The organism is Vreelandella neptunia, from assembly GCF_022489065.1.
In the GTDB taxonomy this organism is placed as follows: domain Bacteria; phylum Pseudomonadota; class Gammaproteobacteria; order Pseudomonadales; family Halomonadaceae; genus Vreelandella; species Vreelandella neptunia_A.
In genome coordinates this window covers 24,823-39,352 of the sequence record NZ_JAKVTW010000009.1, presented here as the reverse complement: position 1 = coordinate 39,352, position 14,530 = coordinate 24,823, and the positions used below count along the sequence as shown (strand labels likewise).

General features: G+C 51.6%; 15 protein-coding genes. 1 reads left to right on the top strand and 14 read right to left on the bottom strand.

The window, feature by feature from the left end:
* Positions 1-71 precede the first annotated feature (71 nt).
* From MLE19_RS12915 to MLE19_RS12855, 13 genes are all read right to left on the bottom strand, one after another.
* The gene (locus tag MLE19_RS12915; protein ID WP_240718595.1) at positions 72-944 is read right to left on the bottom strand and encodes a CheR family methyltransferase; all 873 of its coding nucleotides are present in this window, start codon (positions 942-944) and stop codon (positions 72-74) included.
* A complete protein-coding gene (locus tag MLE19_RS12910; RefSeq protein ID WP_240718594.1) occupies positions 941-3,112 on the bottom strand; it encodes a methyl-accepting chemotaxis protein in 2,172 nt (723 codons plus the stop codon). The genes MLE19_RS12915 and MLE19_RS12910 overlap by 4 nt, the downstream gene beginning before the upstream one ends.
* A gap of 381 nt (positions 3,113-3,493) precedes the next feature.
* Complete coding sequence (gene cheW / locus MLE19_RS12905) at positions 3,494-3,991, bottom strand: chemotaxis protein CheW (protein WP_240718593.1); 498 nt, start codon at positions 3,989-3,991, stop codon at positions 3,494-3,496.
* The gene (gene cheA / locus MLE19_RS12900) at positions 3,988-6,057 is read right to left on the bottom strand and encodes a chemotaxis protein CheA (RefSeq protein WP_240718592.1); all 2,070 of its coding nucleotides are present in this window, start codon (positions 6,055-6,057) and stop codon (positions 3,988-3,990) included. Before cheA ends, cheW begins: the two co-directional genes overlap by 4 nt.
* 52 nt (positions 6,058-6,109) lie before the next feature.
* A complete protein-coding gene (gene motB, locus MLE19_RS12895; RefSeq protein WP_240718591.1) occupies positions 6,110-7,057 on the bottom strand; it encodes a flagellar motor protein MotB in 948 nt (315 codons plus the stop codon).
* Positions 7,054-7,923: a flagellar motor stator protein MotA gene (gene motA, locus MLE19_RS12890; RefSeq protein ID WP_240718590.1), complete on the bottom strand. Its 870-nt coding sequence runs from the start codon at positions 7,921-7,923 to the stop codon at positions 7,054-7,056. The genes motB and motA overlap by 4 nt, the downstream gene beginning before the upstream one ends.
* 252 nt (positions 7,924-8,175) lie before the next feature.
* Entirely contained in the window at positions 8,176-8,718 is a 543-nt protein-coding gene (gene flhC, locus MLE19_RS12885) for a flagellar transcriptional regulator FlhC (protein ID WP_240718589.1), read from the bottom strand.
* A complete protein-coding gene (gene flhD, locus MLE19_RS12880) occupies positions 8,715-9,047 on the bottom strand; it encodes a flagellar transcriptional regulator FlhD (RefSeq protein ID WP_240718588.1) in 333 nt (110 codons plus the stop codon). Before flhD ends, flhC begins: the two co-directional genes overlap by 4 nt.
* Before the next feature lie 109 nt (positions 9,048-9,156).
* Positions 9,157-9,447, bottom strand: coding sequence for an EscU/YscU/HrcU family type III secretion system export apparatus switch protein (locus tag MLE19_RS12875; protein ID WP_240718587.1), 291 nt, complete (start codon positions 9,445-9,447; stop codon positions 9,157-9,159).
* Positions 9,431-10,675 (bottom strand): flagellar hook-length control protein FliK, encoded by a 1,245-nt coding sequence (locus MLE19_RS12870; protein ID WP_240718586.1) that lies wholly within the window; start codon positions 10,673-10,675, stop codon positions 9,431-9,433. Before MLE19_RS12870 ends, MLE19_RS12875 begins: the two co-directional genes overlap by 17 nt.
* Positions 10,672-11,082 carry a flagellar protein FliT gene (fliT, locus tag MLE19_RS12865; protein WP_240718585.1) on the bottom strand — a complete coding sequence of 137 codons (411 nt, stop codon included), beginning with the start codon at positions 11,080-11,082 and terminating at the stop codon, positions 10,672-10,674. The genes MLE19_RS12870 and fliT overlap by 4 nt, the downstream gene beginning before the upstream one ends.
* A 7-nt stretch (positions 11,083-11,089) precedes the next feature.
* A complete protein-coding gene (gene fliS / locus MLE19_RS12860) occupies positions 11,090-11,506 on the bottom strand; it encodes a flagellar export chaperone FliS (RefSeq protein ID WP_240718584.1) in 417 nt (138 codons plus the stop codon).
* Positions 11,507-11,726: 220 nt separating this feature from the next.
* Positions 11,727-13,415, bottom strand: a complete 1,689-nt coding sequence (locus MLE19_RS12855; protein WP_240718583.1) for an HD domain-containing phosphohydrolase — start codon at positions 13,413-13,415, stop codon at positions 11,727-11,729.
* Positions 13,416-13,663: 248 nt separating this feature from the next.
* On the opposite strand from MLE19_RS12855, the gene MLE19_RS12850 reads away from it, so the two are divergent.
* Positions 13,664-14,029, top strand: coding sequence for a flagellar protein FlaG (locus MLE19_RS12850; RefSeq protein ID WP_240718582.1), 366 nt, complete (start codon positions 13,664-13,666; stop codon positions 14,027-14,029).
* A 38-nt stretch (positions 14,030-14,067) separates the two neighbouring features.
* On the opposite strand, the gene fliE is transcribed toward MLE19_RS12850, so the two are convergent.
* Positions 14,068-14,400, bottom strand: coding sequence for a flagellar hook-basal body complex protein FliE (gene fliE / locus MLE19_RS12845; RefSeq protein WP_240718581.1), 333 nt, complete (start codon positions 14,398-14,400; stop codon positions 14,068-14,070).
* Positions 14,401-14,530 lie beyond the last annotated feature (130 nt).

Here is a 14,530-nt window from a genome sequence, read left to right as displayed (position 1 = left end):
AGACGCCTGATGTGTGATTGCAACCGCTGGAGCCACAGCGCCTAAAGCGATCATAAAGACACGACAATTGTTCATTTCTTTGCCAGGGTATAGACGGTCTGGCCACGTAGTTTGAAAGCATCACTGATGTACGAGAAGTTTTCTGAATGGCCGGCAAACAGCAGTCCATCCGGCTTCATCAATGGCGCAAATCGCTTAAGAATTTTCGACTGAGTATCTTTATCAAAATAAATCATGATATTCCGGCAAAATACCGCATCAAAAGCGCCCTTAATTGGCCATTGCGGCGCCAGCAGGTTAAGCGGCAGAAATTCGACGAGGGCCGATACTTCGGGCCGCACTCGTGCAAATCCCGCATGATTACCGGTACCTTTCTGAAAAAACCGTTTTACTCGTGCCTCATCAAGTTTGCGCACCTGCTCAAGGGGGTATACCCCCGCGCGGGCCCGGGCTAAGGCATCGGTATCAATATCGGTGGCAATCACCTTGGCTTGCGATGCTTTCGCGCCTAACGTTTCCAATAGCGTCATGGCCAGTGAGTAAGGCTCTTCCCCAGTGGAAGCCGCCGAACACCAGATCGTCACCGGCTCTTGCTTGTTCTTTATGTGGTCAGCCAGCAGCGGAAAATGGTGCGCTTCACGAAAAAAAGCCGTCAGATTGGTGGTGAGCGCATTGGTGAACGCCTCCCACTCTTTGGCCTCGGGCTGGCGCTCCAAGCGCACCAGATAATCGGTAAAGCGCGTCATGCCATGGTGACGCAGCCGCTTCGCAAGGCGGCTGTAGACCATTTCGCGCTTATGTTCCGCCAGCACAATCCCGGCGCGCTGATAAATCAGTTCGCGGATACGCGTAAAATCGGCATCAGTGAGTATCAGATCACGTTCGATCTGATTACTGGAGGCCCACTGGCCAGTATCTGCCACCCGTTCTCGTTGTTCGGTCAAAACGCTTCCCACTCCTCTACTGAGGCTGTTTGCCGTTTAACGGGCGAATTAAGCGACGTTGCACTACGCGGTTGAACAGTTTGCGTCACAGGCATCTGCGCAACGCTTTTGGAAAGCGTTGCTGCAGGCGGGCGTAAAGCGCCGCTGCTGTTTAAGCGAAATGCTTCTACCGATAGCGCTAATAACACCGCCTGTTTCTCTAAAGAGACCGCCGCACGAGCAGTCTCTTGGACACGTAATGCATTACGCTGGGTAGCTTGGTCCATTTCGGCTACTGCTTGGTTGACCTGGGTAATCCCATTACTTTGCTCTTCGGAGGCGGCCGAAATCTCATGCATGATTTGCGTCACGCTACGCGCAGCTTCGGCTACTTCGCTGATTGCAGCTTCGGCTTTGGCTACCAAGCTTGCCCCCGCACTTACTTCACGGTTAGAGCCATCAATCAAGCCACGGATTTCTTGTGCAGCCCCCGCGCTGCGACCGGCAAGATTACGCACTTCTTCCGCGACCACGGCGAAACCACGTCCATGCTCGCCTGCCCGTGCCGCTTCTACCGAAGCATTCAGCGCCAGAATATTGGTCTGAAACGCTATTGAGTCGATCACGTTGATAATATCGGCCATCTGCTGAGAGCTTTGGGTAATCCGTTGCATGCTGTCGACCAGTTGCGCCATCAGCTCGCCTGTACTCGTTACCTGAATAGCATTGTTATCGGCTAAACGGCGGGCTTCTTGAGCGTTTTCGCTGTTTTGGCGCACGGTTGAGGTCATTTCTTCCATGCTGGAAGCGGTCTGCTGCAATGAGGCCGCTTGTTGCTCGGTACGCGACGATAGCTCTTCGTTACCACTGGCGATGTCCCGGGCTGCCGGGGTGACGACATCAATGCCACCTTTTACGTCGGCGATGATACTGCTGAGGCTTTTGCGCATGGTGTTAAGCGAGTCCATTAGTTGGCCCACTTCATCGCGCCGCCGCGGGGGCACTTTAGTCGCCAGGTTGCCGCCCGCAATTTGTAACGTAAAACGTGCCGCACTTTTTAACGGGCGCACAATCGCCCGCAGCGTCACCACACCGATCAAAATGAGCAGCAACAAACCCACCCCAAGCACCACCGCTTGGGCGCCCAGCATAGCGGTTTGCCCCTGTTGAGCATCAACGGCCATCGCTTCCGCCGCCTGCTGCTTCTGGGCAATCAGTTGGTTAACCATTTCCGATAGAGCGCGGCCATCGTTGGTCATTACGCTGATCACGGCATCCAAGCCTGTAAAGGCTTGATAGGTTTCTTCGGCCTGCAGAACGTTGGCTGCTTGAGCCATACCATTTTGCAAAAATGCCTGTAATTGTTGATCAAACTCGTCGGTAAGCTCTCCCGTATTCACCTCGCGAGCGTAATACTCCTGCCACACAGTAGAGATTTCGGCAGCGCTTTCCTCAATACTCTCCCCCATTTCAAAGCGCTGATTGATCAGCTCCATACGCTCAGGTTCAATCATCGCCTGACGCGTTTGGGCGATAGTTTGGTCGATTTGCTGTAAACGAATAACGTCGCGTAGACCATCATTATTTAGCTGGCTGAGGCGCTCTCCCGAGGCGTTTAGACCATATAGCCCTAAGCCACCACTGATGAGTAGCAGTACACCCGCCACCACAATCATACCGACCAATTTTGCACGAATGGTATCGAGACGAACCCGAGTTAAACGATTAAATACGCCTTTCTGCCGTAAGCGCCCTTTATCTAAGTAGAGCCGCTTATTGCGGCCTTCTCGTAGGTCAGCGTACGCCCGCTCGGCCTGCTCAATGGCATCTCGCGAGGCTTGAACGCGCACCGAGGTATAACCCAGCACTTGCTCCTCTTCGATAATCGGCGTCACGCTAGCATCCACCCAGTAGTGGTCACCGTTTTTGCAGCGATTTTTAACCAGCCCGCGCCATGTTTCACCCGTCTGCACGGTTTGCCAGAGGTTTTCAAAGGCTGCGGGCGGCATATCGGGGTGACGTATTAGGTTATGCGGTGCGCCAATCAGCTCGGCGTGTTCAAACCCACTAATATCGATAAAGGCAGGGTTCGCATACGTAATGCGGCCTTTGGTATCGGTACGCGAGACTAAGAAATCATCCTCTTTGAGCTCAATTTCACGCTGAGAGACTGGCTGGTTATTACGCATGTTCTACCTTTTTTAGTGTTTTATTATTCACAGCGAGCGTGCCCACCCCTACTAGGCAAATTAAATGCCGCCCACTATTCGGTTGGTTCCATTGATGGCTTATTAACGGCGTGGGATCGATTAGCTGCTGAGAGCGCCAAAGAGGATGAAGGCAAAGCGCGAGAGGTTAACGATGCAGCAACGCGGAAGCGCTCCAACACCTCGCGTAAACACACCGCCTGCTGGATCAACTGAGCAGGTTGCTGCACGGAGACCATCAAGTCTTACGTACTCTGTTCAGCCTGACGCACAACCCGCACTCGCGAGCATTTTCCGTAGCGCGCGAATGCATTATTCGATAGACCAAATCTGGCATGCTCCCTATGCCATGCGCTTTACGTCTTAGTGACTGCTGGTACTGTCGACTAGCGCCATCTCTTCGCTGGTCAGCAGTTTGTCGATATCTACCAATACCAACATGCGATCATCTAGGCTGCCTAAACCGCTTAGAAAATCAGACGAGAGCGTGACGCCAAATTCCGGTGCCGGTTTAATCTGATCAGGGGTCAACGTCATCACATCGGAAACGCCATCTACCACTATGCCGACGACGCGATCTGCGACATTGACCACAATCACGACCGTCTGGCCGCCGTATTCGACGTTCTCTAGGTGAAATTTAATGCGCAAATCAACGATCGGCACAATAACGCCACGTAGGTTGGTGACCCCTTTGATAAAATCAGGTGCATTGGCAATCCGGGTTACGTTTTCGTACCCACGAATTTCCTGCACTTTCAAAATATCAATGGCGTACTCTTCTTCACCTAAAGAGAACACTAAGAACTCACGGTTTTCCGCTTCTGCGGCGAGTACCGCCCCACTGTTGGCTTGACTCATGACGGCTCGGCCTCCTTGTAAAATTTAAAGTTTTGATTGTTCACTACTTTTTTCCCTGCTTCTTTTTTGTACCGGCTTAAACGGTGTAAACCGGTAATATCCAGAATTAACGCAACGCTGCCGTCCCCTAAAATAGTAGCGGCCGAGATGCCCGGCACTTTGCGGTAATTGTCTTCCAAATTCTTGACCACGACCTGCTGTTGCCCGATCAGTTCGTCTACTAACATGGCATAACGACGACCTTCGCCCTGCACAATAACGGCGATGCTTTTGGTTGGGTCGGTAATTGCATTGGCAACATCCAGCACTTCATGAATGGCGATAACGGGGAGATATTCGTCGCGCACCTTGATGACGACATCGTCACCCGCCATTGCGTACATATCGTCTTTAGAGGGCTGGAGCGATTCAAGTACCGTGGAAAGGGGAAGAATAAATGTCTCGCCGCCTACCTTAATGGACATGCCATCCAAAATAGCCAGCGTCAGCGGCAGCACAATACGTGTATTGGTACCTTCGCCTAGCTTCGACTGGATCTCGACACGCCCGCCCATGCTTTGAATGTTGCGCTTGACAACATCCATGCCCACGCCTCGACCGGAAACATCAGTCACTTCTTTGGCGGTTGAGAAACCTGGGGCAAAGATAAGCTGGAAAACATCTTCATCCGACATGGTTTCAGAGACGTTGAGGCCGTTTTCACGTGCTTTGGCGAGCAAACGGTCACGATCCATTCCGGCACCGTCATCGCGCACTTCAATCAAAATATTGCCGCCCTGATGGCGCGCTGATAGTGTTAATTTACCCACACGCGGTTTGCCAATAGCTTCGCGCACATCCGGCATTTCAACACCGTGATCCAGGCTATTACGCACAAGGTGCGTTAATGGGTCGGTGATCCGTTCAACCAAACTCTTATCAAGCTCAGTCGACTTGCCTTCGGTAATCAGCTCAATCTCTTTGCCCAGTTTACCGGCAGTGTCGCGCACAACTCGAGGAAAGCGACTGAATACAAACTCCATGGGAATCATACGAATCGACATGACCGCTTCTTGGAGATCACGCGCATTACGCTGAAGCAGGCTCATGCCATTTTGCAATGAGCTATTGCTAACAGACTGATCTTCTAAATCGCTAACCGTTTGATCCAGCATCGACTGGGTGATGATCAGCTCACCCACCAAGTTGATAATTTGATCAACCTTGTCTACAGAAACTCGGATTGATGACGACTCAGCAACCGCTTTTTTAGGCTTCTCTTTGCTGGCCGACTTTGCTGGAGCTGGCTTGGCGGTCGCATTTTCTGTAGGTGCTTGGGCAGCAGGCGCTGACACATCTGACTCGGGGCTAGCTGGCTCAACTGCAGCACCCCCCTCAATGGTCTTAATCTCAATCTGATCTGGCTCGATAATAAAGCACATAACCGCTTCAATATCGTCTGCACTATCACTACTTTTGAGGATTACCTCGTAACGCTTTGCGTCGCCCGATTGAGACTGCACTTCGCCTAGTTGCTCTAACTCTTCAACCAGCAAGATACGGTCTTTGTCGTCGACATTTAGTAGCGCTACCAGCAGATGCCCATCGGCTGCGTGCTCTTCCTCTTCTGTCTTGGAAGCAGGCGCTGATGAAGTCTTGGCGACTGCGGCAGGAGTAGCCGGCCCGTCTAACTGTTGACCAATTTCATCTAAAGCAATTTGTTGCAGCGTTTGGCAAATGCGCTCAAATGCTTCTTGGTTTGGCTCCTCTTCGCTGCGGTAGGCATCGAGTTGCTCATGCATGATGTCTTTAGCCTCTAAAAAGGTATCCACGAGGTCGGCGCGCAGCGTCAGTTCACCCTTACGTGCGTAATCGAGAAGGTTTTCCAAAATATGCGTGGTTTTCTGTAACACGACAAAACCAAAGGTGCCCGCGCCCCCTTTGATTGAGTGGGCGGCACGGAAAATAGCATTGAGCTGCTCACTGTCTGGATCATCTACATCCAGCTCCAACAAGTGCTGCTCCATATCCGACAGCAGCTCTTCTGCTTCTTCAAAAAAGGTGTCAAAAAAATCCGCTATATCCATTCACCGCTCCACCCTTAACGTCGCTTTTATGAAAGTCTATGACAGGCTCAGGTCACTCTGGATTTTGTGCCTGTGGCTCGTCTTGTTGTATTGATTCAATTTGCGCTTCGGTTGAAGCTTCTAACCCTTCAGTTGAAGCATCTGGCAGTGAAACCTCCGGCCCCGTAATGGCTGGATTACGAATCGCTTCAGCTATCTCAGGCAGCAGCACTACTAGCTCTATACGGCGATTAATGGGGTCGGTCGGATCAGTCTCAGGCAACAGCACGCGGTCTGCAAAGCCTGATACGCGTAGTAATTGACCTGGATCAAACCCGCCCGCGATAAGCTCGCGACGCGATGCGTTGGCGCGATCATTGGAGAGTTCCCAGTTACTGTAGCCGCGATACCCTCCTGCATAGGGCACGCTGTCAGTATGTCCACTAATGCTCAATTCATTGGGTAGCTCGTTCAGAAGTGGTGCGATCGTACGTAACAGGCTGCGCATGTAAGGCGCGACTTGATCGCTACCCAGCTCAAACATGGGGCGCTGATCGGTATCTAGTAGCTGTATGCGAAGCCCTTCGCGGGTCAAGTCAAAACGCATCTGGTTGCGCAGTTGGCGAAGCTCGGGATCTCGCTCGATGGCCCGCTCGATACGCTCTTGCAAATTCCTAAAGAAGTTTCGCTCCTGCATGCTTGGGCGAGTGCGTTGCATTGTATCGATACGCGCCCGCTCGCCATCGCTATGGGTGGGGTCAGGCCCGCCGCCAGGGATCGCGCTAGTGCTACCCGACCGATCCCCACCCGTAATAGCGTTAACAAGCGGTGTACTGAAGTACTCGGCTACACCACGTCGCTCTTCTTCGCTGGCAATACTTAAAATCCAGAGCACTAAAAAGAAGGCCATTAGAGCGGTCATGAAATCCGCTAGGGCAATTTTCCAAGCGCCACCGTGGTGAGCATGAACGACTTTTTTGCGCCGAATGACAATTGGGCGCTTGTCACCACCCTTACTCATGCATTACCGCCCTTTTTGGCATCTCTCACATACTCTTCAAGCTCAATAAAGCTCGGGCGCTCGGCAGCAAAGAGTGCCTTACGGCCAAACTCAACGGCCAACTGCGGCGCGTAACCGTGCAAGCTCGCGAGCAGTGTAATGCGAATACACTGGAGCATTTTTTCGGCTTCTTTAGCCTGCCGTTCGATATAACTTGCCAGAGGGCTGACAAAACCATAGCCCAACAAAATACCTAGAAAGGTACCCACCAGGGCATGAGCAATCATTTCCCCCATCTGACTGGGTGAAGCGTCCGCATACGTAAGCGTTTTGACCACCCCCATGACCGCTGCAACAATGCCGAAGGCCGGCATCGCATCGCCCACTTTGGCAATGGCATCAATGGGAACATGGGCTTCTTGCTCGAAGACTTCAATTTCATGCAGCATTAGCTCATCGATTTCCATTGGCTCCATCCCGCCGCTAACCATCAGGCGCAGGTAGTCCGTTAGGAAATTCATGATATGAGGATCAGCCAATACCGTAGGGTGCTCTTGAAACAGAGGGCTCTCTTGCGGGTTATCAATATCGCGCTCGATGCCCAACATACCCTCACGACGGATTTTCGACAGTAGCTTGTACTGCAGCGCCATGAGCTCCATATAAAGTGCTTTATCGTATTTTTTTGCCCGCTTGAGTCGGGGCAGAATTTTAAACGTTGCTTTAATCGCTTTGCCATTGTTAGCCGCGATAAACGCGCCTACACCTGCGCCGCCAATGATGAGTAGCTCCAGCGGTTGGTAAAGAGGGCCCAAGCTGCCCCCTGCCAGCACATAGCCACCAAACACGGAAAGCAATACGATCACATAGCCTAGAGGTATCAGCACAAGCAAGGTCCTTGCGGTATTCAGTATTAAGTAAGGGAACCAAAACTTAGCCACCAGATCTGATGTTTAAGAGATGTTCCATCCCAAGCACAATTTAGCCCTATCATACTAGGGCTAAGTTGACGTTTAATGAAAAAGTATCACTGGCTTTTGCGGCTATCTACGCCGTTACACTCATATTTTAGTGTTAAGCACTCACTAACTCTATTTATACCCTAATGGTAGCTAACAGGCGCGTGAATGCTGATGGTGTTACATTTTTTCACTATTCTCTTGCTGAGCTTTGCGCGTTTTACCTGCCCGTGAAGGTGGCTGACATATTCCACAAACGTAGTACTGAGCAGGACTATGGGCATGAGCCACAAATTGGCCACTGCAACGCGTGCATTGATTGAGCTGCAGCAAATCACTTTCAAAAAACCGCACTAAGGTCCAGGCGCGTGTTAACCCCAGCACCGGCTCCACCTTTTCCAACGACATTTGCTCGTCATAAAGCCGATATGCTTTAACAAAGGCATCAATTCGCTCACAGCCTGCCGTCTTTTTTAGGCTTACGTAAATATTGTAAAACAGTGACGAATGAACATTCGGGAGCCAGGTAATAAACCAATCAGTGGAGAAAGGCAGCATCCCCTTGGGCGGCGACATGCCGCGCACCTCTTTATACAATTTAATTAACCGCGTGCGGCTTAATTCAGTCTCTGTTTCCAGCACCTGCAAGCGCGCCCCTAGCTCAATCAGCTCGATGGCCAGCTGCACTTGGTGCATTTCATCGACCAAGCTTTTCTGGCTCACTTAACCTCCCCTGACGGCATTGGCTCAAACGGCTCACTCGCTAGCAGCAGCGATGCATGAAGCCCAGCCAAGCCTTGATCACGTGGATTGTCTGTGAGCTGACGCAGGCGCTCGGCACTCGTTTGGCTGAACCGGCACAGTAGCTGGCTAGTGCGTGCCAGTTTGGTTAGCTGACGTGCGTTGAGTGACACAATGAGCTCGGCCACATCGCTATCTATTTTCAGGCGAAACATGGCGGCCTCGCGATCTTCATCAAGCAAGCGCTGCGCCAGAAGCAAATAAGCTAAATTTATTTCCTGAATTTCATCGAGAAAGTTGGTTTGACTCATGATGTCCCATTAAACGACTCAGGCGCGACATTGTGACCATTATACTGGCGCCATTAATGACTTTTTATTACCTAACCTCATGGTTGCATACAACGTCTGTAATTGGCTACTAAGGCATTTCACGATGATTTAGACCTTCTTCTGACAACTCGAATACCCACACCAGCAGTTCTGCGACTATTTGGTAGAGCCCTGCAGGGATTTCAGCATCTAAATCAAGCTGCATTAAAAGCGCCACTAGTTCTGGCGCATCGTGCACATAAATCCCCTGGCGTTGAGCTTCTGCCATCATTCGCTCGGCTAGTTCGCCATACCCTTTTGCCACGACGCGAGGCGCGCGGTCGTTCTCTTGATAAGCTAATGCAACAGCTTGACGACGACGCTCACCCGGCGTAGCCATGGGCAGCCTCCGCTTCAATAAAGCGTGCACGCAGTTGCACTTTCTGAAGATCCAAGGCACTTAGCCGCTTCTCTAGTGCGGGCAATCCTGAATCAATCCTTTGATAAGCCGCGGCGCTTTCCGTGGTGAAATCAATACTCAATACATTTCGATAGAGCCATAGCGATGCGTTAAATGAACCCAAACTGGGAACATCTAACTGCATATCAGAGCGCCACCCGCCCTCCGGCTCACCATCCTGTTGCTTATTCTCTTGTCCCTCTTCGCGCGCAGGCAAATTAATCACTAAGGCCATAAAAATACCTGCCCAAACATCGCCCTCCCAGCGAATAGTAGGCATTACCAGCATTTCAAGCTGCTGGCGAACTAAGCTCTGAAGGCTTTCATGCACAATGTCGCGCGTTGGCCTATTGGCCAACAGCTCTGTCATTTCTCTTGCATGGCTCAGTTCAGCTTTCGCTTGAACACTCTCAGGCGCTGAGCTAGGCGTAGCAGCAGGCGCCGTACCAGTGGGTGAGCTGGTAAGTGGAACTGCTGCCACTAAACCTTGTCGTGGAGCCAAGCCATTTTCATGCGTTATAGGTACCAACGGCAGATTTGGCAGAATGGTCATCCCCTGCCCCGCCAGCTGCCCCCCAGGCGTGATCAATGGGGCTGATCCTGTTAGCGTATTTGCAACACCCAGCCCAACGGGTACCAATGGCGCCAACGGGCGCGGCCCAGGCTGCATCTGTGGCTCATTCATTAATTGCTGGCGGGTACCCTCACCTTGAAACCAACGCTTTAAATGCGCCTCGTAAAACAACCCGCTGTCGCGGATACTCGCCTCCAGTCGGGTTGCAACGGCACTGACTCCAGGTGCTTCCTGGCTGGTGATAAGGGCCGCTTCGGGTCGCATGACCGAGGGAGGGGCTGGAAAACGCAGTAGCACGTCAGCAATAGTTCGTGCGGCGGGGCTAAAATGGGTTTGGGTGGATCCAGGGGGAGTCGACAGTGGCTCACCGCGTGGTAGCGCTCTTTCACCACCAAGGGGGAGAGGCAAGCGCTTTAAATCATTTAACGGTGACGCTCGCCCATCCAAACGCGCATCACCCATCACAGCGCGAGGCCCTTCCCCTGGCGGAATAGGCTTAACCGGCTGGTCTAACGCCCGCTGTAGCGACACCTCACCCTGTCGCCCCAATACTTGGTGTAACAGCGTATCAATGAGAGGCGTGATTCCGCTCACGACGACCTCGAAGCATCAGTATCATCTGCGGCATAGGGAACACCAGCGCCTTGCTGGGGGGCATACGCGCGGTGCAAGTCTCGCTGACGTTGCGACACCCCTATGAGTTTCCCCAACTCATCCCGGCGAGCTACCAAGCGGCGCCGAATTTCGACATCGTGCTCAAGAATACTCTCAAGTAACTCAGCTTTACGTTGCCGGGCAGCGGATTCCAGCACGACTGTCGCATCTAACTCACGCAGCTCCTCTACCAACACGACATAGTTGGTGCGCTGATCAATGAGCTCAGCCCACTGCTCAGTATTGGCAAGCTCGTGCATATGTATAACGCTGCTCAATAGCGTTTCGTAGCGATCAAGTAGCGTATTCTGAGCATTTGGATCACGAGCTGTTGTAGAAGCTGACATTATTGCCTCACGCGCTCTGCTGCTGACCAATATCACGCCACGCTGAGCCAATATCCTCAAGCAAACTCTCAGCCTGATTTAAGCTCTCTTCATCGTTGCGCAAATTAGCTGCCAACAACAGGCGTGCAATATAGTCATAAAGCGATGATAGGCGCTCGGCAATTTCTCCCCCTTTATCCCGATCAAGGGCAGCTGCGAGACCGTTATTAACGATATTAAGCGCTTTTGATATCGACTTGCCTTTCTCCGCAACATTGCCAGCCTGCATATGAATGCGGGCAGCACGAATAGAGGCCTTAGCACCGTCAAACAACATCACAATAAGCTGATGCGGGTCTGCCGACATCACTCCGCTTTCTACGCCGACACGCGCATAAGCGTTAGCTCCACGCCCATAGGCGGCGCTACCGCGAGAGTAAGTCATAAACGGACTCCTGTACGTGGTTTGGTTGTCGCCAAAAGCGATGAACCACGAAAATAAAAGATAAATAACAGCGAACTAAACGCTACTGTTGTTATATATCGGCGCAAGCCTGAGCGACTTTAACGACTCGCAACTCTTTTTTTACCACGTCTTACGGGGGCAACAGAGAATGTCTATTACTTCCCACTACCTTGTAGGCTCAAGCGCTAGTGCGGCTATATCAAGTAGACACAGCAACCTCACCCACCGATCGCCCCAGCCGCTCAGTGATGCTATTTCTCACCACTGCGCCCACATTGTCACGCATCGGGGGCTCAGCTTGAGGCGCAAGCAATACCTCGGTGGGGTTGCCCTTCGCATCTATACGTAATACCCAGCCCTGCTGCTGACTAGAAAACCGTGCCAGCGAACCCACCGGCAAACCCTTGAAATGCTCGATATAGCGCTTGATCCAGCGCATATCGAATTGATGCGGATGCTGCAATAAATGGCGATAAATTTGCTGGGCAGTTTTAGCAGGACGATCAATCCGATCACGCCGCATTGCCTCAACTACATCCACAACAGCACTTGCCTTAGCGAGTTCATTGAGATCCGCCCCACTCAAGCCGCCAGGATAACCGCTGCCGTCCATGCGCTCATTAATGCCACCAATAACGGCCTGAACAATACCTACTGACAGCCATTGACAGTTTTGTAAGCGATCTATCAATAATTGCACATGCTCGCTAATCGCCACTCGATGACTCGCCTCAAAATGCGGTGCTTTAAACAGCACCTGAGGCACCAATGCCTTGCCAAGATCATGAATGAGGCCGCTGGCAACAATCGCTTTGCGTAAATCGCGCGGCATACTGGCACCCACAAAATCAAGTAAATGTATGGCCACCGCAATACCGTGGCGCACGATTAAAGGCTCGGGAGATAAGCAGCGAGAGGCGAATAACAATGCTTCACGATCCTCTTCATGAAGCTCTAATATTCGATCAGCATAAAGAGAGAGTTGACGACCATCGATATCACTACCTTGCTGCAGTGAAAGAAGCTGGGCATCCAAATAGGCGGCGACTTTTACTAGCCGACGCGCCATCGGTGTTGCATAGCGCTTTACATCTCGGCGACCAAGTAGCTCGCTCGCGCCCGAGTGCTTATTGGGTAATGCAAACAGCGGGGAGGGCTTACGCTCACTTTGCGACTCTTTATCATAACGCGCGGCTTCACGCTCAATTTCACACACAAAATACCAAATCTGCCGCTCTTGATCCGCACTGCACTCCACGAAATTAAAACCGACGCGTAGCAAATGCCGCTCCGCATCTGCTTTTTGATGGCGAGCATGGCCAAGCACTTCAAAATAAGTACCATCGGGGAAGGTAAATACCAACTTCAAGGGAGCAGAAGCTTCCGCCAACAGGCCACTCGCTGCCAACGGTAGCTCAAGTCGGCAGCCGTCCTGGGAAAGATCTTTCAGCTCACCGGCCGCCTCGGCATCTCCGCCACACAAACCAGCCGCCACTACCATGCCCATACGTAGCTCAGCGCGAAAGGATTCACGGCGCTGAAGAACGTCTAACGTCAAAGGGTAATCGCTACAACATAAAAAACGCCCACCGGCATGGCGCGTTTCAGTTAGATAGAGAAGCGGGGTTTGAACCACTTTCCCCTGAGCCTGCCCGCGCAGGTAAAAAGCAGCGCCCCCCTGCAAATGGTGAAGCAAATAGTCAACCGAAGAGAGATCCATCACCAAGGTTTGTTCTAAATGTTGCTCCATCAATACAATCGGCTCTGGTCGCGCATCAGCCGCGTCAAGGCAGAGCGACACTCCACCTGATTCGATTAACGTGTTCAGCAGAGACTCGATCACTGTTGTGTTTGCTATTGTTTCAAACTCATCCTGCTGCGCTGCCATTCTTGCCTCACTTTCTCTTATGCGTTAACTCATTCACCGCAAAGCGCAGAAGCATATCAGATGCCAACAGCGGGGCGTATGCACAAAGGCCCACAACCCTATACTGACATAGCATAAAGTTTTTCTTTGCCATGCCGATAAAAGTTTAGAGTCGTATATTGATATGCAAACATCCGAGCTAAGGCCGCCATTTCTCGCTATTGCACCATAACGGGTTGCCAAAGCTGACTTTTTAAGAGGAATGCGCAATGAGCTCACTACCCACAGAAGCCACTTCACCGATAGCTTCGACCCTTACCAACTTAAACCCAAGGCAGCGACTAGAAAGCACGCTGGCCCAGCTAGCACCGACAAACACGCAGCTTAAAAATGTAGACAAAGAAGAACGAGAAGCCTCTCCAGGCGAACTCATCGAACCCATTCAGCGCATTAACGAGGCTATGCGACCAAGAGGTTTGGAGTTTGAGCTAAGTGAAGAGTCATCACGGGTAATTACACGGGTAATAGATCGAGAGTCTGGAGAAGTAATACGTCAAATTCCCGTAGAGGAAGTCCTAAAAATTGCTGAGCGATTAGAAGAAATGCAAGGGCAAATTATTTCCTTGGAAGTCTAAGAACCGCAGCAGAAAACCGTACCGAGCAGACTCAGTAATTACACTTGCATGTTCATAACATCACGATATGCAGACACCAAGCGATTGCGTACCTGAAGCCCCATTTGAAAAGCAACGCTGGCTTTCTGCATATCGACCATTACATCATTCAACTGTAAATTAGGGTCGCCTGCCTGAAACGCCATTGCCTGGCTGTTGGCCGTCTGCTGAAGCCGGTTGATGCGCTGAATAGAGGCCTGTAGCTCGCCACCAAATCCACCTTGACCTGCCGCTGCTGAGGCCTGAGCGCCACTAAGGGGCTGCGTGGATGCTGCCTGAGTTGCCAAGCCTTGCATTTGCTGAAGCGCAGCCTGTATCGCGGGGGTGCTCATACGCCTACCTCAAATCGCAAAAAAGAACTAATGCAAAAAGCCTAACACCGAAGTGAATTACCTCATACGGACAAATACGCATGAAAAGCGAAGCTTATCTCTCCTTTAGGCTCGACTAGCCACCGGATAA

Excerpts from the sequence above, each read along its gene's own strand:
- MLE19_RS12910 (WP_240718594.1), bottom strand. The coding sequence starts at position 3,112 with ATGCGTAATAACCAGCCAGTCTCTCAGCGTGAAATTGAGCTCAAAGAG.
- cheW (WP_240718593.1), bottom strand. The coding sequence starts at position 3,991 with ATGAGTCAAGCCAACAGTGGGGCGGTACTCGCCGCAGAAGCGGAAAAC.
- cheA (WP_240718592.1), bottom strand. The coding sequence starts at position 6,057 with ATGGATATAGCGGATTTTTTTGACACCTTTTTTGAAGAAGCAGAAGAG.
- motB (WP_240718591.1), bottom strand. The coding sequence starts at position 7,057 with ATGAGTAAGGGTGGTGACAAGCGCCCAATTGTCATTCGGCGCAAAAAA.
- flhD (WP_240718588.1), bottom strand. The coding sequence starts at position 9,047 with ATGAGTCAAACCAACTTTCTCGATGAAATTCAGGAAATAAATTTAGCT.
- MLE19_RS12875 (WP_240718587.1), bottom strand. The coding sequence starts at position 9,447 with ATGGCTACGCCGGGTGAGCGTCGTCGTCAAGCTGTTGCATTAGCTTAT.
- fliT (WP_240718585.1), bottom strand. The coding sequence starts at position 11,082 with ATGTCAGCTTCTACAACAGCTCGTGATCCAAATGCTCAGAATACGCTA.
- fliS (WP_240718584.1), bottom strand. The coding sequence starts at position 11,506 with ATGACTTACTCTCGCGGTAGCGCCGCCTATGGGCGTGGAGCTAACGCT.
- MLE19_RS12855 (WP_240718583.1), bottom strand. The coding sequence starts at position 13,415 with ATGGCAGCGCAGCAGGATGAGTTTGAAACAATAGCAAACACAACAGTG.
- MLE19_RS12850 (WP_240718582.1), top strand. The coding sequence starts at position 13,664 with ATGAGCTCACTACCCACAGAAGCCACTTCACCGATAGCTTCGACCCTT.
- fliE (WP_240718581.1), bottom strand. The coding sequence starts at position 14,400 with ATGAGCACCCCCGCGATACAGGCTGCGCTTCAGCAAATGCAAGGCTTG.